Genomic DNA, 17,247 nt, shown 5'->3' with positions numbered 1-17,247 from the left:
CTCCTCCTGTTCCCCTGATCGATTCGACAGGTAGACGGTAGGGCACGACACCGACAGCCGGGGGCCGGCTGAAGCAGGAACTCGCGCTGACCTCGCATCCAAGGTCGTGACTAGTGGTCAGCGGCCACGCTGAATTCGAATTGGCCCGCCGCGGTCCGTTCCAAAGTCTTGAGGATCCGACGGGGGTCGTCGTAGGGGCCGGACACGTAGGACGGCTTGCCATCCTTGCCGAAGGTGATGGCCGACGGTCCGGTCCAAGGTCCGAGAAGACCGGCGGCCTCATCGAACTCACCCTGAGGTTCGAACCCGAGGGCTCGGGCGTAGTCGACCGCCCCGAAGATCAGGTGCCGGGCCAGTTCGATGTCTGCGGTCTGCCAACCTTGGAAGGCACCGAAGAACTCCGGCTGGAACTTGCTGAACTCGAACTCGCCCATCACCTCGGGTCCGAAGGTGTTCTTGATGCCCAGGCAGTAGACATCCGCCAGGTATCCGCACACCGTCACCTTGTCGAAGCGGTGCCGCCTGGCCAGCAGCACACAGACCAACCCAGCGGTGCTGTCGTCATCGTTCGCCTGGTCCTGCCATCCCTGGTCTGGGTCGACCGACAGGCCAAGGCTCCATCCCTGGTTGACCCAGCAGCCGACCACCGCAGGCGCGACAGCGGCCTCGTCCCGTTCGGCGGCCACTGCGCGCACCAGCGGCGCCACCACGGACGGGCTCAGGCCCAGAATGCGAGCGATCTGCTTCGGTGCCTTGCCCTCGGCGCGCAGTAGTCGAACGCGCGCCAGCATCTCGAGATCCGTCATGGCAGAAGAGCCTACTGGGCGGTGGGGCCCTGCCAGATGCCCAAGTGCTGAGATTGTCCAGCAGGCTGCTGGACAATCTCAGAGTCAGGCCATGATCACAACAGTTGCCCGATGACGTTCGATCCCCACCCAGACACCTCAGACGTCGTGCTTTGACGAAAGCTCCGCCTCAATGTCCTCGATGCTGGGCAGGCTCGAAGTCAGCTCCTCCGTCAACGCGGTGGTGACGGTCGTCGCCCACTCAGCGATGCCGATGGGCATCTTCGAACCGCGGAGGGCGTACTCGGCCACCACGTTGTTCTTCGTCCGGCACAGGAGCAGACCGATGGACGGCTTGTCGTCGACATGGGCGAGGAGATCATCGACCGCCGCCATGTACATCCCGAGCTGTCCCAGATAACCGGGCTCGAAATCCGTTGCCTTCAGCTCGATCACGACGAACGCCCGCAGCCTGAGGTGGTAGAAGAGAAGGTCGGCATAGAAGTCCTGGTCACCGATCTCCAGGTGCACCTGACGGCCGACGAACGCGAAGCCCTGGCCGAGCTCGAGGAGAAACTTCTCCATGTGCTCGATCAGGCCTGCCTCCAGATCACGTTCCCGGCGCGAGTCCGCGATCCCGACGAAGTCGAACAGGTAGGGATCCCGGGTGGCCTCCTGCGCCATGTCCGAGTCGGCCGGAGACAAGGTCACCGCAAAGTTCGAGATCGCCCGGCCCGAGCGTTCGTGGAGTCGGCCGGCGATCTGTTGAGCCAGCACATCTCTCGACCAGCCCTGGCGCACGGCTTCATCGGCATACCAGAGCCTTGACGTCGCGTCCGGGAGTTTGTCCAGGAGGACCTGATGCTGCCTCCACGGCAATAGTGCAGCGGTGCGCTGCACAATTGCTTCCTCGGGCCAAGCCGCGGCGAAGGCGCGCATGTACTTCAGGTTCCTGGGCGAGTAGCCCCGCGCATCCGGGAATCGTTCCCGCAGGTCAGTGGACAGGCGGTCAATGACCTTGGCGCCCCAACCCTGTTGATCCTGGCGGTTCAGGATCGCCCGGCCGATGGCCCAGTAGGTCGCGACCATCCCAGCGTTCATTGCAGCCACCGCGCGTCGACGGCCAGCCGTCACGTGGTCGCTGACCGCCGCCAGCAGGTCGGGGTACCACTCGGGCAGAGATGGCGCCGCGGCCACCGCCGGGAACTGCGCTTCCTCGTGTGACCGTCCTCGGGAGATGCGGGCTGCTGGGTCGGACTCAGCGGTCATGCGCGCAGCAACCGGTCGAACTGGCACTGCAGTCTTCTCGAGCCGGGGGTCGTGTTCATGGACAAAGGAGTACCAGTCGGCACCGACACCGGGCGCGAGAGTCCACTTTCCCCACGGCCGTTGAAGAAATTCAAGACGAACCGGAAGGTGCCTGATCGGCCCGGCAGCACCGGCGCGACGAGCGGATCGATGACACCGAATAGGTCGCGCAGGTCGGGCGGACCCTACGCCGCGGCCCGGCTCAGGAAGAGCTGTTCCCGGATGAACTGGTTCGCGTGCTTGGCCAGATCCGCTCCGTCGGTCCACAGATTCCGCCAGATGGCCAGGTCGTTGGACAGGCCCCGGGCCACGACCGCCGAGGAGAAACTCTCGAAGGTGATCGGGCCGGCATAATTGATCGACTCGAGCGCCCGGAAGAAGGGCGCGAAGTCCAGATGTCCCGAACCCAGGTAGCCGCGGTGGTTCTCGCCGATGTGGACGTAGCCCAACCGGTCGCCGACGGCGAGTACCGGACGGACGAAATCATCTTCCTCGATATTCATGTGGTAGGTGTCGAGGTGGATCGTCACGTTGTCGGCGCCGATGTCGTCGGCCATCCGGAGGGCGTCGGCGGCGGTGTTGAGGACGTTGGTCTCGTACCGATTGCAGATCTCCAGCCCGAGCGTCATCTCCCACCCGGCGGCCTGCTGCGCGAGGTCTCGCAGGACCGAAACGACATTGGCGCGGCCCGCGGCCGAGAGCGGCCGGTCGTACTTGCCGAGCGCACTGTAGAGCGCACCGGTGAAATGGGTGCCGCCCAGGTGGTGGGTGAGTTCCAGGGAGTCCGCCAGCAGGACCGCCCCGCGCTTGACGGTGTCCGGGTCTTCACTGGAGACGTCTGCGTCGAACGCCAGTCCCCGCGAGCAGACCACCGCAAGACCGGCTGCCTCCAGTTGGGTGCGCGCCGCGACGACGTCCAGGTTGAGCGAGTCGTGCAGCGAGAATTCGAGCAGGTCGTACCCGGCCTCCTTCGTCCTGGTGATGGCCTTGGTCACCGACTCTGCCGAGGTGTCACCGGCCCAGACGAGGGCGTGGATACCGATGGGGTTTGTGGAGAACATGACAGGGCTCCTCGAGCTAGTGGAGAAGATCAAATGGGGAGGCGGTACGAGTCAGGACGCGATGGTGCCGGTGATCAGGCCGACGATCTGCTCCCCGGTGGTGTCGGCGGTGCGCCGGCCGCCGACGCAGCGCCCGGCCCTCATCACCCACACGTGATCGGAGAGCCGCAGCACCTGTTGGAAGTTGTGGCTGATCAACAGCACGGCATGGCCGTCGTCGCGGAGTTTGCGGATCAGTTGCTCCACCTTCGCGGTTTCCTGCACACCCAGGGCCGCCGTCGGCTCGTCCATGATCACCAGCTTCGAGCTGAAACTCGCTGCCCTGCAGATGGAAACCGCCTGGCGCTGGCCTCCGGAGAGCCGTCGCACCCGCGCTGTGACCGCCGGGACGTTGACCGCCAGGGCCGAGACCATCCGGTTCGCCTCGCGCTTCATCCCTTTGCGATCCAGGAATGCGAACGGGGGTCGCCCGATGACCTTCTCTCGGTTGAGGAAGAGGTTCTGCCAGACGGTGAGATCCTCGACGAGGGCAAGATTCTGGTGCACCGTCTCGATTCCGGCGTTCCGTGCGTCGTCGGGACCATGAAATTTGACGACGCTCCCGTCGAAGGTGATCTGCCCGCTGTCCGGCCGGTGAATCCCGGACAGGCAGCGAACCAGGGTGGACTTCCCGGCACCGTTGTCCCCGACCAGCGCGGTGATCTCGCCGCGCCGCAGCGTCAGGTTGACGTCGCGCAGAGCACGCACCGGTCCGAAGGAGAGCGACACGTCGTCGACGGTCAGGAGATCGTCGGCGACCCCCGCGGCGGGTCCGGTCGACGTCGTCGGGGTCTGGGTCGATTCGGTCATTTCTGGAACCTCGACAGGAGAGCGGCCAGCACCACGACGATGCCCACCGACAGTGGTTGGTAGAACTCGGATACGCCGACCAGGGTGAGGCCGTTGGTCAACGCGGTGAGCAGGAGGGCTCCCAGCACCGGCCCGATGACACTGCCTCGACCGCCGATCAGGCTGACACCGCCCAGCACGACGGCGGCCACCGAGTTCAGCAGGAAGGCGGTGTTCGCAGCGGGCTCGGCCGCTCCCACCCGCGAGACGAGCAGGATCGCGCCGAGACCGGCCAGGCTTCCCGAGATGATGTAGACGGCCAATTTCACCCGCTTGGTGCGCACACCGGTAGCGGCGGCGGCCTCGCTGGATCCGCCGGTGGCCAGGACATGCGTGCCGAACCGGGTGCGGAAGTAGACGACGTGGCCGATGATCGCGACCACCGCGGCGATGATGAACGAATACCCGAAGATCCCGAACCCTCCACTGGCCAGATTCAGCAGGGTGGAATTCACGATGGTGATGGGGCTCCCGTTGGCCAGGATCAACGCGAGACCGGAGGCGGCGGAAAGTGTCCCGAGGGTGGCGATGAAGTCGGTGATCCCCCCGACGGAGATCAGCAGACCATTCACCACCCCGATCACCGCGCCGGCGACCACCGCGACGATGCACGAGAGCCACAGCTGCCCGGAATGCTCGTAGGTCAACCCGAACGCGACGGCCCCGAACGTCATCGTCGACGCCACCGAGAGATCGATCCCACCGGTGGTGATGACGAAGGTCTGACCGACGGCCAGCACGATGAGAATGGCCGCCGAGACCAGCATCGCCTCGATGTTCCCGGTCGACAGGAACGTCGAATTGGAGCTCTGGAAGACGATGACGAGAATGGCCAGCCCGACGAGCGCCGCCCATTCCGCCCAGAAGGAGAGGTCTCTGAATCGCGACCTGGACCCCGATCCACCATCAGCGGTCGAGTCGGTGTCCGGCGCGGCTCCATCGAGTGGGTCCGTGCCCGGCGTGGTGATCGCCGAGGTGGCGGTGGCCGACGCCGGGCCGGTGGTCGACGGGGTGGAACTCATTCTTCGCTCCTTCGCGCTGACAGATTCAGTCACTTCAGCAGATCGACGAAGGGATCGGCGTAGGTGCCGAACGGCTTCGGCGTCACGGCAAGTGCCTGCGCCGCATTGGCTTTCGTCACCAGTTCGACCGGGGCGGTGACGTTGGTGGGCAGTGTCTTCCCGACGAGTGCGGCCTTGCACGCCTCGACGCCCATCTGACCGATGGCGTAGGGGTACTGCGCGACGACAGCAGAGAGATCACCGCTCTGCACCGCCTGCTCCGCCTCTTTCAGCCCGTCCACGCTGATCACCTTGATCTTGCCCGTCTTGCCCGCGGTGGCGATCGCCCTGGCCACGCCGAGCGCCATGTCGTCGTTGGCCACGAAGAACCCGGTCAGTTCAGGATGCGCGCGCATCAGGGTGGTGGCCTGCGTCAGCGCCACCTGACGGTCCCAGTTACCGGCCACGACACTCAGAAATTTGATCGACGCCTGCGCCTTGATGCCGTCCTGGAAACCGGAGATACGGGCCGCACTGGTGACGTCACCGGAAATGCCACCGATGGCGGCGACGGTCCCGCCGCTGGGCAGCTGCTTGATCATCTCGGCGCCTGCCATCTTGCCGGCGGCGGTGTTGTCGGTACCGATGTAGGTCGCCAGGGTGGCATTGGCCGCCTTGGCCGCCGCCGGATCGACCGGAGAGTCGATGTTGACGATGATCTTCTTCTTCGCGGCGAGCTGGGCGATGCCCTGGATCAGGTTCGTGCCGCTGATGGGGTTGACGACGAAGCAGCCGTAGTTCTGGGTGGCCAATGCGGCCAGCTTGTCGGCCTGCCCTGTCGTATCGGTGATCGAGGTGGCGGCTTGGACCTGGATCGTCACCCCGTTGGACGCCGCTCCGGCCTTGGCCCCGTCCTCCATGGTCTGGAAGAACGGGTTGTCCAGGCCCTTCAGGATCACCGCGATGCCGCCGGCCGCGGACGAACCACCTGCGCTCGAGGGACTTCCGGCCGCCGAGGCCCCGGCAGCGCTGGGGGATCCGGCCGCGCTGGAGGATCCGGTGGCGCTGGAGGATCCGGTGGCCGAACTCGACGACGAGCACCCCGAGACGGCCAGTGCTGCTGCGACGCCGATGGCCGCCGGCAATCTCCACGACTTCGATGACCTCGATGGCATCTGCTGCATGACCGCTCCTAGTCTCAGTTTTGCTTGCTTGTTGGCAGACTTTAGCCTAGATCTAGGCAAAAGCAACCGCTGATATAGCATAAGATCGCTCAGGTATCCCCGAGAGGAAAGGTCCCCCATGCCGACGGACGATAGGGGGACCGCGGCACACCTGAGTCGCTCCGGTGTGTCCGATCTCTTCCATATCGCAACGATGTTCCGGACCGGGGCGACCCTCACTCGCGCAGATGTCGTCCGGCGAAGTGGGCTGTCCCGGTCGACGGCGAACCAGCGACTCGATGCGCTGATCTCGGCCGGATTGGTGATCGGTACGGAATCCGGCTCCTCGACCGGGGGCCGCCCGGCCAACCTGTACGCCTTCAACCGCAGTCGCGGGGTTCTGCTCCTCGCCGATATCGGTGCGACGGCAATGCGCGCGGCACTCTGCGATCTCGGCGGAGAGGTCTTGAGCGAGATCGACCAGGACACCGACATCTCGTCGGGTCCGGACGCGGTACTGACCCAGGTCAGCGCCAATTTCGCCGAGTTGCTCACCCGCGGCGGACGGAACCGCAGCGACGTCCTGGGCATCGGTCTGGACGTCCCGGGACCGGTCGACTTCGCCACCGGCCGAGTAATCAGTCCGCCCATCATGACCGGGTGGGACCGTTTCGACATTCCCGGCTGGTTCGCCACCGATTTCGACTGCTCGGTGGTGGTGGAGAAGGACGTGAACGCGATGGCCGTGGGCGAGCACCGCTTCAGCTTCCCCGAGGTCGCCCACATGATCATGCTCAAGGTCGGGACCGGAGTCGGCAGCGGACTGATCGCGTCGGGCCGGGTACACCGCGGGGCGGACGGCGCGGCCGGCGACATCGGGCACATCCGGCTGGCCCTGCCCGAGGGCTGGGACGAGGAACCACTGTGCCGCTGCGGCAACTACGGCTGCGTCGAGGCCTACGCCGGCGGTTGGGCCATGGCCCGGGATCTGCGGTTCGCCGGGAAGGACGTCCAGAACGTGAATGACGTCCTGCACTGCCTCCGCAGCGGGGACACCACCGCGCAGCAACTCTTGCGCCGATCGGGTCGCATTCTCGGGTTGGCCGTGGCCGACGCGGTCAGCCTGTTCAATCCCAGCGTCGTCGCCGTCTGCGGACAGTTGGCCGATACCGATGAACTACTGCTGGCCGGAATTCGCGAGATCGTCTACCAGCGTTCGCTTCCGCTCGCGACCCGCAATCTCCAGATCGTCCGCAGCCAACTCGGTCCGCGTGCGGGTTTGCTCGGGCTCTCCCTGCTGCTGTCGGCGGAGATCTTCTCGATCCAGCGGATCGGTGCGCTCACCGGGCCGTAGGAAGTCGAGCTGCTCTGCCTGCGCCGCCGTGGTCAGCGTTGGCGTCTCGGCCGTCAGTAGTACCTTGCTGCACCCGAGCGGTCGTTCGTCTAGAATATGGATGAACAAGCGAATCGAGGGAGGCCCGTCCATGACCACGATCGAGTCCGTCCTGCAGAAGTACGGGAACGGTATCGACGCCGAAGACTTCGCCGACCAGTTGGACCAGCTGATGCGTAGCCGCCCTTCTGCTGACCCTCGGGGCCTGTCGTCGCACGACCGCAGAATGCTCACCGCTGTCGGCGTGCGGGCTGAGGACCTGGACCGAGCCGGAAGTGACCTGGTTGCCGAAGCTGCGCAACTGATCACGATCAACTCAGCGGGACTACCGGTGGCAGCGGCTGCGGCCCGTTTGGGCAGGTCGGTCAGCCGAGTCCGGGGTGCGATCGCAGACGGATCGTTGTACGGAACGAAGGTCGGACGCTTCTGGCTGATCCCGGCCTGGCAACTCGACGGCTCCGCCCCCATCCCTCATCTGAGAAAGGTGATCGCAGCCATCCCGCCAGGCACCTCGGCCGTGACCGTCGACCGAGTCATGACCCAGACCACCGAGGAGCTGTACCTGGATGGCCGTGCAGTGTCGCCGCGGGACTGGCTGATTGCGGGCAATCCGCCCGTATCCGTGATCGCCATGGTGGCCCAGTTGTACGAATGGTAAAACTCCCCCGCCACCCAGGCCCGCTGACCATCGGCGACGACGACCTCGTCGACTGGCCGCACCCGTACATGCTGCGAATTCATGGCAGCGTCGGCGCGAACACCCTGCCGTGGCACAAGCTTCGACATTTCGGCCCGACCGCCAATCGGTTCGACCCGCACCCGCCTCCGCCGGCGAGCCACTCCGACTACGCGGTCACCTACACTGCCGCAGCCGTTGACACCGCGTTGGCTGAGGTCTTCCAGCGCGGCCGAATCATCGCCCCGGCCGCGCCGAACAGCCCGTACCTCACCATCTGGACTCCGCGCCGCCCGCTGCGACTACTGGATCTACGAGGCCATTGGCCGATCCGCGCCGGCGCCTCCCATGCTCTGAACATCGGTCCCCTGACCGTTTGTCGGCAATGGGCCCACGCCATTGCGATTCACCCGCAGAACGTCGACGGCGTGCTGTACGCCTCCTCGATGACCGGCGCCGATGCCGCAGCGCTGTTCCTTCCCAGCGCCGACTCGTTCCCGCAGAACCCGGAGCTGTCCCTGCCGCTGAGCGACCCCGGCCTAGTGGGGGTCGTCACGGGCGCCGCCGAACGCATCGGGTACGCGATCGCCTGGTAGATGCGTTAAAATGTCACCAACATGCCGCTGGTGTTGTTTTTAAAGCACCGGCCGGAGGAGCTGATGTGGCGAAGAGAGGGATCGTGCTCAACCGCACGGCCAACGACGCCCTGCGCACCTTGGCGGGCCAAATCAGGCTCGCCCGACACAGCAAAGGCTGGACTGCCGCCGACCTGGGTGCACGTATCGGCGTTTCCGGACGCACCGTGTCCGCCATCGAATCCGCGCAGCCCGGCGTGGCCATCGGTACCGTTCTGAACGCAGCTGCGGTGTCCGGGGTCCCCCTCTTCGGGGCGGACGGCTCGGACCTGGCCCGACTGCGCCGGCGGGGTGAAGAGAACGTGGCACTCATTCCAGCACGTACCTATCGGCCCAGGCAGGTGGACAGCTCCGATGATCTCGACTTCTGAGGCCTTCGTCTGGGTCTGGACGCCCGGAGCGACCGTCCCCGTGCCGGCGGGCCTACTGCGGCGACGTGGTGATCGTTACCGGTTCGCCTACGGAACCGGCTACCTCAACCGGCGCGACGCCATCAGCCTCTATGGTCCCGAGCTGCCGCTGGGACCAGGTTGGATCGATCCGCCTGCGCAGATGAACATCGCTTCGGTGCTGCGTGACGCCGGTCCGGACTCGTGGGGACAGCGGATCATCCTCGCCAAGCTGACCGGCTCGATGGGTCCCGATGCCGACACCGGCGATGTCGACCAGTTGGCCTATTTCATGGAATCAGGCTCCGATCGCATCTCCGCGCTGGATTTCCAGGAGCGCCCCGATGAATACGTCCCACGCGGCGCGGACACCTCTCTCGACCAGATGATGACGGCTGCCGAGCGTATCCAACAAGGATTGCCGACCAGCAATTCTCTCGACGCCGCGCTCTTGCACGGCACCAGTGTCGGAGGCGCGCGCCCCAAAGCCCTCCTCCGTGATGGTCACAGGCAATTGATTGCCAAGTTCAGTACCTCGACCGATATCTTCCCGACGGTGAAGGCCGAGACGTTGGGCATGGAATTCGCGCGTCGCGTCGGCATCGACGTGCCGGCATCGGAACTCCGCTCTGTGATGGGACGCGACGTCCTTGTCATCGAGCGATTCGACCGTCCGGAGACCGGTGGCCGCCGGCTGATGGTTTCTGCGTTGACGATGCTGCAGTTGGCCGAGCACGAGGGTCGCTACGCGACGTACCCGGATCTGCTGGACGTCCTGGCCAGGGACGGAGTCGACTCTCATGTCGGCCGGCGCCTTTTCGAGCGAATCGTCTTCAATGTGGCCATCGGGAACACCGATGATCACGCACGCAACCATGCCGCATTCTGGGATGGTCACCAGCTCGAGATGACACCTGCCTACGACCTGACGCCCCAGATCAGATCCGGTGAGACCGCTTCGCAGGCACTGTCGATCGACCGCGCCGGCAGCCGGGACAGCTCATTTCTCACCTGCCTGAACGCGGCTGGTGTCTATGGGCTCAGCCGTAAACAGGCTCGGCACGTGATCAGGGCCCCGGCAAAGTCGGGTTGACAATTCTTGAGCTGCGGCGATGGGTTGCGACACGCCGGGAGGGGCGGTTTGCGGGTGGGCGTGGCCCACGGTGATGATCATGAAGGTTCTTGAGGCCACTCACTCACAGCCAAGGACCACGCCCGATGTCATCATCACCCAGGTATACCGTCGTTGACCAATTCGACGAAGATGAGTTCCCCGACATCCCCACGGCGCCGGCGGCGTTGCTCCGAGCCCTGCGATCGGTTCCCGACCCCCGCAGCGCGCGCGGCCGCCGGCACGGCTTGTCCACCATTTTGGCGGTGGCCGCGTGCGCGGTGATCGCCGGTGCCCGCTCCTTCGTCGCCATCGCCGAATGGGCCGCCGACACCGCACCAGCAGTATTGGCCAAACTTGGCGTATCCAGTGAGAGACCCTGCGAGTCGACGATCCGGCGAACCCTGAACAGGATCAACGCCGACGGTTTGGATGTCATCGTCGGGACCTGGGCCGCTGTGGTCGCCACCGCGTCGAAAACATTTCAAGTGATCGCAGTCGACGGCAAATCGGTCCGGGGATCCGCCGTGGCCGGCGGCCGGTGCCGACATCTGCTCTCAGCGCTCACTCACACCGCAGGCCTGGTCCTGGGGCAGTTGGACGTCGATGTCAAAACCAACGAGATCCCCATGTTCGCCGAGCTTTTAGACAACATCGAGTTGCTCGGTGCGTTGGTCACCGCCGATGCGATGCACTGCCAGAAAATCCATGCCAAGTATCTCGTGGAGCAACGCGGAGCGCATTACCTGCTCACCGTGAAAGGTAACCAACCGACGCTGCGGCGGCGACTGGCCCAACTCCCATGGAACGACGTCGACGTCACCGACACCCAGAAGGACCGCGGACACGGACGGATCGAGAAACGAACCCTCAAAGTCGTCACCATCGCCGCGGGAATTCTGTTTCCGCACGCCGCCCAGGCGATTCAGGTGAGCAGAAAAGTCCGGTCGATCCGATCCAAGAAGTGGCATACCGAGACCGTCTACGCGGTCACCGACCTGCACCCGACCCAGGCGTCCGCCGCGCAGCTGGGCACCTGGCTCCGAGGACACTGGTCGATTGAAAACCGTTTGCACTGGGTCCGGGACGTCACCTTCGGTGAAGACCTGTCCCAGGCCCGCACCGGCAACGGACCCCAGGTCATGGCCACACTACGAAACCTGGCCATCGGACTTCTTCGACTGGACGGAGCCCGCAACATCGCAGAAGCCGTCCGACATCACGCCCGAGACCCCCACCGACCACCCAAACTCGTGCTGACCAGCTAAAACAGCCCGACATGAGCGATCTGCGACTTTGCCGGGGCCCTGGGCACGTGATCGACCTCCAGATCGACACCATCGAGACCCAGTGGGATGAAGTGGTGGAGATGGTTCGCCTCGACGTCAACGAAGAGTCCATGCTGCGCCACCGGAGCGTTCTCAATCCATTCACCCGGTACGCTTACTGACCGAGTCCGATGCGCAGGGCGGCACATAAACACCACCTGGCGGCGACTCGGCGGCTGCGTTCTTCCTGCGGAATGCAGCGTCAGCGGCGAGGGGCATTGACGCGAATGGCCCGTAGCCCGTCGTAGCGGCTCAGGAAGGGTAACTCAGCTTCCGCGAAGTGCTTCAGGTAGTCCGTCCGCGCACCGACCGGATCCACGAACCGGACGTCGACAATGCCGAGCGGCGCGGCAATCTCGAACAGCAGCGCCATCGTGTAGCGGCCCTGCAGGATGGACCACTCGCCGTACCCGTCGTATCCAAGGCTGCCGTGCTCGGGATGGCCGATGTGCAGGTGGAACATCGCACGGACGCTGCGCTCGATCTTGGGATCGAGTCGTCGACGGCGCATCCACGTGAACAGGTCGTCGATGTCCATCCACTCATCGGGCGGCAGAAGCGACAGTGCTGTGCCCACGAGCTGCCGGCGCCCTCCGATAGCCGTGAGCACGTTCGCGGACCGCTGACCCTTGATGTGCTCGATCCTGCTGAGCTCGTCGACCAGTCCGCGAGCGATCCACCGATCCCAGACTTCACGAACGATCTCCTCCGTCGGCGCGAGCAGGGCACGACGACCCTTCGGCGTCAGCTGCAGCTTGGCGCCGGAGAGGTTGGCCAGACCGCCCGCCTGGACCAACAACGGCCACGCGAAAGCCGCGATCGCGTGGTCCGGGTAGAAGTCGCCGCCGGGAAGAGCCTGGGCGACAAACTGAATCGACGCGAGTGACGGTCGTCGAGTCCTGGCACTGCAGCTCAACCGACCCGCCGCGACGAGATCGAGAACAACACCGAGAGAGTCGACCGCCCACTGCTGCGTCACTCGCACGGTCTCTGCACCGCGCAGCGGGTCATCCGGCATGTCCATCACGTTCTCACGCCTGTCGGGGATCAGCTCAACGCCGTCGGGAACTGGCGGCGAGAACTGCGGGCAGCGAACGCATCGAGAGCATCCAGCACCGCATCGGACTTCCAGTGAAGACCGCGTCGGTGCACGGTGAAGCTCGTGACGGCGCCGCCGGCCCGCAGCTGGTCCATGTATCTGCTCGCATGGTTGGCCGTGTTCCCCAGTTCGCTGTACAGGACCGCAGTGTTGAGAACCGGTTGCCGCAGGAGAAGATCTGCGATCCTCCAGGTCGCCGAATCGGCACGGGCCGTGACCGACTGCCACCAGTCGACGCGGATCTGCCGAATTTCGAGGACCAGATGTCTACCGTTGGCGATCGCCCGGAAGGCGGCATCGGCAGTCAGCTCGATCATGTCGTCGGGAGAACCGGCACGAAAGGACGTCAGCGCGCGGTGATAGACGTCAGGCTGCCCGAGCAAGCCAGACGACACCGGCACCGTCACATTCCGGGTCAAGCCTTTGGCCTTCAGCATGGAATGGATCAACGCGCGCCCGGTCCTACCGTTCCCGTCGGTGAACGGGTGGATCGTCTCGAACTGGGCGTGGGCGATGGCTGCTTGCTCCAACACCGGGATGTCCTCCCGGTTGACGTACGCCACCAGATCGTCGATCGCATGGATGACGCGGGACTGATGAGGAGCGACATACTCGGCACCGATCGGGCTCCGGGAGGAGCGGCCGATCCAGACGGGTTCTTCCCGCCACCGGCCCGCCGTCCGTGGGCGCCCAGCAGCGCAAGATGCATCTGCAGGATGGACTCGCTGTCCAGGCGATCGGACAGCTGGATCGCCGACCGCATCGCGTTCGTGTTGGCCGCGATCAGGGTGGCATTCTGCTTGGTGGTGTCGCCCAGCTCCGCCATGGCGACGGACCGCGCCGAGGCGGACAGGTTCTCGATCTGGGACGAGGCAACGGACTCGGAACGGAGCAGAATCGTTGCAAACGGGGCGATCTCGCTACCCATCTCCGCATCGAACCGTGCGATCTCATTCGAGGCGTCCTCCGCGGCAGCCGACACAGACCGCGCGGGTGCGTAGTGCAGCGTGGCGATGTCCGCAGGGATGGCCGATGAGTACGAACCACGACGAAACGCCATCTCGGAGCGTGCCATCGTGCCGAAATCACGGTTGGGGCTTTCCCAGGTCAGCCGTTCGTAGCCGACTGCCGGCCACCCGGAGCTGGGTGTCGGCCGCACCGCGCTGGTTTGGTCATCCGGTCCCATGAAGCAAGGTTACGCCCACTTAGCTCCGTAAGTGGGTGTAAATGACCCCGGACGACCAACCTATCGCCGGCCGATCCCCACCTCCGATCGCCAACGCAGTGAGCTCAGTACTTGAGGCTTGCCCGGAACGCGTTGGCGTCGATCTCCTCGTGCTCCCGCTCGGCCGGTGAGACGTCCGAGTCCTCGGTCGAGATCGATGCGGGAGCGGTGTCCTCGTGGGTGCTCTTGTGGGTGCTCTCTTCGGCGTCGTGGGCTTCGTCGGGCGTGGTGGTCATGGTGTTCTCCTCTGGTGACGGCGCCGGCCTGATGGTGGCGTCGGCCCTCCACGCTACGGCGTCCGGAGACCGGGCCGGTGGAGTCGCAACCCAGCTGCTGTCCGCGGCCGAAGGCCCGATTGACGGGCGCTCGTCACGGGTACTGCCCTCGGCGGGCAAAGGGATTGCACAGCAGGCGGAGGGAAAAACTCGTGGGGATCTTCCGGAGCAAGCCGATCGAGGACGTGCTCGCGCAGAGCGGGGCGGAGGAGTCGGCCACCACACTGCGCAAGCGTCTGGGGGTCTTCGATCTCGTCGGACTGGGCGTCGGCGTCGTCATCGGCACCGGGATCTTCACGCTGACGGGGGTGGAGGCCAAGACCCACGCCGGCCCGGCGGTGGTGCTCTCGTTCGTCCTGGCCGGCGTCATCAGCATGCTCGCCGCCATGTGCTACGCCGAGTTGGCCTCCGCCGTGCCGACGGCCGGCAGCGCTTACAGCTACGCGTACGCGACGATCGGCGAGGTGGTCGCGTGGATCATCGGCTGGGACCTGCTGCTGGAGTTCGTCCTGGGTGCCTCGGTGGTGTCCCGCGGCTGGTCCGGATATCTGCAGAACCTGTTCGGGCTGCCGACGGCGATCTTCGGCGAGCAGTCGGTGGTCAATGTCGGAGCCATCTTGATCGTGGCCGTGCTGGGAACCGTCGCCGCCATCGGGGTGAAGGAATCGGCGCGGCTCACCAACACGCTGGTGGTGGTCAAGGTGGCGATCTGCCTGTTCGTCATCGTCGCCGGCGCGTTCTTCATCAAGAAGGCGAACCTGACGCCGTTCATCCCCCCGTCGAAGCCCACCACCGGGGGTACCGGCAGTGGGCTGGAGCGGCCGGTCATCCAGACGTTCCTCGGCAATCCCGCCTCGTTCGGCATCGCCGGGATCCTCACCGCCGCAGCGGTGGTGTTCTTCGCCTACACGGGGTTCGAGGCGGTGGCGAACATGAGCGAGGAGTCGCGCAACCCGCGTCGCGACATGCCGCGGGGCCTGCTGTGGACCCTGGGCATCGCCACGGCGCTGTACCTGGGGGTTTCGTTCGTCCTCACCGGCATGTCCAAGTACACCGATCTCAACGAGGGGTCCCCGCTGGCGTCGGCGTTCGACGCGGTCGGTGCGTCGTGGGCCGGCACCCTGGTCTCCATCGCCGCCGTCTGCGGGCTGTCGTCGGTGATCCTGGTCGACCTGGTGGGGATCGGCCGGATCGGTTTCGCCATGGGCCGCGACGGGCTGCTGCCGCCGACCATCGCGAAGGTGCACCCGAAATTCGGTACGCCGCTGCGGTTCACGGTCGGCGCCACGATCATGGTGATGGTGGTGGGCGGGTTGATCCCGCTGACCACCCTGGCCGATCTGGTCAGCATCGGCGCGTTGTTCGCCTTCACGCTGGTATCCATCGCCGTTCCGGTGCTGCGGCACACCCGGCCGAAACTGGACAGGCCGTTCCGGGTGCCGCTGTCGCCGGTCCTGCCGATCATCTCCGCACTGGCGTGCATCTACCTGATGCTCAACCTCTCGATCGCGACGTGGCTGCGGTTCGCGGTGTGGTTCCTTCTGGGCATCGCCGTCTACGCGTTCTACGGACGCCGGCACGCCCGCCTGTCGCAGCCGGAGAGCAGCAGGGACGCGCCCACCGAAGCCCCGGCCTGAGAGCTGAGCTCAGCCCCAGACCTCCGCCGCCGTCTCGACGATGAGACTCAGCTTGGCGCGCTGCTCGTCCTGCGTGAGGGCGTTGCCCTCGACCGTGGAGGAGAAGCCGCACTGCGGCGACAGGCACAGTTGTTCCAGCGGAACGTATTTGGCGGCTTCGTCGATGCGCCGCTTGAGGTCGTCCTTGCTCTCCAACTCCCCGCGCTTGCTCGTCACCAGGCCGAGCACGACCTGCTTGCCCGCCGGGACGTACCGCAGCGGGGCGAAGCTGCCGGACCGCTCGTCGTCGAACTCGAGGAAGAAGCCGTCGACGTCGAGCTGGCCGAACAGTGCCTCCGCGACGAAGTCGTATCCGCCCTCGGCCGCCCATGATGACCGGTAGTTGCCACGGCACATGTGCGCGGTGACGGCGAGGGTGTCCGGACGTCCGGCGATCGCCCTGTTGATGTTCCGGATGTAGAGCTCGTGCTGGTGCTCGGCGTTGCTGCCGGCGGCGGTCTGCTCCGCCCGCTGGGCCGGGTCGTTGAGGTAGGCCAGGCTGGTGTCGTCGAGCTGGAGGTAGCGACAGCCCTGCGCCGCGATCTGGCTGACCTGCTCGGCGTAGGCGGTGGTCAGGTCGTCCCAGAACTGCTCCAGATCCGGGTACACCGACTCGTCGATCGAGGCCCGTCCGCCGCGGTAGTGCACCATGCTGGGCGACGGGATGGTCAGCTTGGGCGTGGCGGCGTGCACCTGGGCCTGCAAAAAGTCGAAGGCGTCGCCAAAGATCGTTTCCCGCAGCGTGATCGGCTCGGTCACCCGCATCGCAGCGGACTCGAAATCGACCTGGCCACCGGCGTTGCGCATGTGCACCTGGATCTTGTCGTCGGTCGTGCTGATGCCGCCGAGCGCGTAGATGAAGTCCATGTGCCAGGACGTGCGGCGGAATTCGCCGTCGGTCGCGGACTGCAGCCCGACCTCCTCCTGCATCGCGACCACCGCCCGGATCGCGTCGTCCTCCACCGCCCGGAGCTCGGCGGCGTCGAGCTGGCCGGCCCGATGCTGCGCCCGCGCTGCGAGCAACTCCGGTGGGCGCAACAGACTGCCGACGTGGTCTGCGCGAAATGGTGGCGTGGTTCGAGTGGTCATGGTGGCCAGCCTGCCACTCGTGCTGGGTCGGTGCGAGACGGAGTCCTGCTGTGAGCCCCGGGAACAGCGGCGATCCACGTAAGTACTCGCCAGTCTGCGGATGGCGTGGCGCCCATGGGAGACTAACGATCAGCGACCAATTTGA

At 65.6% G+C, this 17,247-nt stretch carries 19 protein-coding genes; 9 read left to right on the top strand and 10 right to left on the bottom strand.

The annotated features are described in order from the left end of the window. Nucleotides 1-110: 110 nt before the first annotated feature. The 6 genes from H7F38_RS11830 to H7F38_RS11805 all read right to left on the bottom strand — a co-directional run bounded on the left by H7F38_RS11830 (nt 111) and on the right by H7F38_RS11805 (nt 6,227). Entirely contained in the window at nt 111-806 is a 696-nt protein-coding gene (locus H7F38_RS11830) for a helix-turn-helix domain-containing protein (protein ID WP_187094228.1), read from the bottom strand. Nucleotides 807-944: 138 nt separating this feature from the next. After that, nucleotides 945-2,054, bottom strand: coding sequence for a YhcG family protein (locus H7F38_RS11825; RefSeq protein WP_187094227.1), 1,110 nt, complete (start codon nt 2,052-2,054; stop codon nt 945-947). A gap of 224 nt (nt 2,055-2,278) precedes the next feature. After that, the gene (locus tag H7F38_RS11820) at nt 2,279-3,154 is read right to left on the bottom strand and encodes a sugar phosphate isomerase/epimerase (protein ID WP_187094226.1); all 876 of its coding nucleotides are present in this window, start codon (nt 3,152-3,154) and stop codon (nt 2,279-2,281) included. Between the two features lie 51 nt (nt 3,155-3,205). Next, nucleotides 3,206-4,003, bottom strand: coding sequence for an ATP-binding cassette domain-containing protein (locus tag H7F38_RS11815; RefSeq protein ID WP_187094225.1), 798 nt, complete (start codon nt 4,001-4,003; stop codon nt 3,206-3,208). Next, nucleotides 4,000-5,064 carry an ABC transporter permease gene (locus tag H7F38_RS11810; RefSeq protein WP_187094224.1) on the bottom strand — a complete coding sequence of 355 codons (1,065 nt, stop codon included), beginning with the start codon at nt 5,062-5,064 and terminating at the stop codon, nt 4,000-4,002. Before H7F38_RS11810 ends, H7F38_RS11815 begins: the two co-directional genes overlap by 4 nt. Before the next feature lie 29 nt (nt 5,065-5,093). Then, nucleotides 5,094-6,227, bottom strand: coding sequence for a substrate-binding domain-containing protein (locus tag H7F38_RS11805; RefSeq protein ID WP_222618607.1), 1,134 nt, complete (start codon nt 6,225-6,227; stop codon nt 5,094-5,096). Between the two features lie 118 nt (nt 6,228-6,345). On the opposite strand from H7F38_RS11805, the gene H7F38_RS11800 reads away from it, so the two are divergent. The 7 genes from H7F38_RS11800 (at nt 6,346) to H7F38_RS26010 (ending at nt 11,860) form a co-directional block, all read left to right on the top strand. After that, on the top strand, nt 6,346-7,560 hold the full coding sequence (locus H7F38_RS11800; RefSeq protein ID WP_187094223.1) for an ROK family transcriptional regulator: 1,215 nt from the start codon (nt 6,346-6,348) through the stop codon (nt 7,558-7,560). A gap of 130 nt (nt 7,561-7,690) precedes the next feature. Further along, nucleotides 7,691-8,257 carry a hypothetical protein gene (locus H7F38_RS11795; protein ID WP_187094222.1) on the top strand — a complete coding sequence of 189 codons (567 nt, stop codon included), beginning with the start codon at nt 7,691-7,693 and terminating at the stop codon, nt 8,255-8,257. Beyond that, nucleotides 8,251-8,871 carry an RES family NAD+ phosphorylase gene (locus tag H7F38_RS11790; RefSeq protein ID WP_187094221.1) on the top strand — a complete coding sequence of 207 codons (621 nt, stop codon included), beginning with the start codon at nt 8,251-8,253 and terminating at the stop codon, nt 8,869-8,871. Before H7F38_RS11795 ends, H7F38_RS11790 begins: the two co-directional genes overlap by 7 nt. Before the next feature lie 65 nt (nt 8,872-8,936). Next, the gene (locus tag H7F38_RS11785) at nt 8,937-9,281 is read left to right on the top strand and encodes a helix-turn-helix domain-containing protein (protein WP_187094220.1); all 345 of its coding nucleotides are present in this window, start codon (nt 8,937-8,939) and stop codon (nt 9,279-9,281) included. Then, a complete protein-coding gene (locus H7F38_RS11780) occupies nt 9,265-10,392 on the top strand; it encodes a type II toxin-antitoxin system HipA family toxin (protein ID WP_187094219.1) in 1,128 nt (375 codons plus the stop codon). Before H7F38_RS11785 ends, H7F38_RS11780 begins: the two co-directional genes overlap by 17 nt. A gap of 125 nt (nt 10,393-10,517) precedes the next feature. Further along, nucleotides 10,518-11,678: an ISAs1 family transposase gene (locus tag H7F38_RS11775; RefSeq protein ID WP_222618046.1), complete on the top strand. Its 1,161-nt coding sequence runs from the start codon at nt 10,518-10,520 to the stop codon at nt 11,676-11,678. A 47-nt stretch (nt 11,679-11,725) separates the two neighbouring features. Continuing rightward, on the top strand, nt 11,726-11,860 hold the full coding sequence (locus tag H7F38_RS26010) for a hypothetical protein (protein ID WP_255498349.1): 135 nt from the start codon (nt 11,726-11,728) through the stop codon (nt 11,858-11,860). 80 nt (nt 11,861-11,940) lie between these two features. Here the strand turns inward: H7F38_RS26010 and H7F38_RS11770 are convergent, their stop codons facing one another. Together H7F38_RS11770 and H7F38_RS26275 are read right to left on the bottom strand one after the other, a co-directional pair. Then, the gene (locus H7F38_RS11770; protein ID WP_187094218.1) at nt 11,941-12,534 is read right to left on the bottom strand and encodes a hypothetical protein; all 594 of its coding nucleotides are present in this window, start codon (nt 12,532-12,534) and stop codon (nt 11,941-11,943) included. 251 nt (nt 12,535-12,785) lie between these two features. Then, nucleotides 12,786-13,460 (bottom strand): Fic family protein, encoded by a 675-nt coding sequence (locus H7F38_RS26275; protein ID WP_370531366.1) that lies wholly within the window; start codon nt 13,458-13,460, stop codon nt 12,786-12,788. On the opposite strand from H7F38_RS26275, the gene H7F38_RS25575 reads away from it, so the two are divergent. After that, complete coding sequence (locus H7F38_RS25575) at nt 13,416-13,838, top strand: hypothetical protein (protein ID WP_222618606.1); 423 nt, start codon at nt 13,416-13,418, stop codon at nt 13,836-13,838. The two genes, H7F38_RS26275 and H7F38_RS25575, sit on opposite strands and share 45 nt — an antisense overlap. Before the next feature lie 289 nt (nt 13,839-14,127). Here H7F38_RS25575 and H7F38_RS11760 read toward each other — a convergent pair whose 3' ends face one another. Next, nucleotides 14,128-14,298: a hypothetical protein gene (locus H7F38_RS11760; RefSeq protein ID WP_187094217.1), complete on the bottom strand. Its 171-nt coding sequence runs from the start codon at nt 14,296-14,298 to the stop codon at nt 14,128-14,130. 191 nt (nt 14,299-14,489) lie between these two features. Here H7F38_RS11760 and H7F38_RS11755 point away from each other — a divergent pair, with 191 nt between their 5' ends. Next, nucleotides 14,490-15,974: an APC family permease gene (locus tag H7F38_RS11755; RefSeq protein ID WP_187094216.1), complete on the top strand. Its 1,485-nt coding sequence runs from the start codon at nt 14,490-14,492 to the stop codon at nt 15,972-15,974. Between the two features lie 9 nt (nt 15,975-15,983). Here the strand turns inward: H7F38_RS11755 and H7F38_RS11750 are convergent, their stop codons facing one another. Continuing rightward, nucleotides 15,984-17,102, bottom strand: coding sequence for a 5-methyltetrahydropteroyltriglutamate--homocysteine S-methyltransferase (locus tag H7F38_RS11750; protein WP_187094215.1), 1,119 nt, complete (start codon nt 17,100-17,102; stop codon nt 15,984-15,986). Between the last annotated feature and the right edge of the window lie 145 nt (nt 17,103-17,247).

It is taken from the genome of Nakamurella sp. PAMC28650 (genome assembly GCF_014303395.1).
Taxonomy (GTDB): Bacteria; Actinomycetota; Actinomycetes; order Mycobacteriales; family Nakamurellaceae; genus Nakamurella.
Note: the sequence above shows the minus strand (reverse complement) of the source record. Positions and strands in the feature narration are given on the sequence as shown.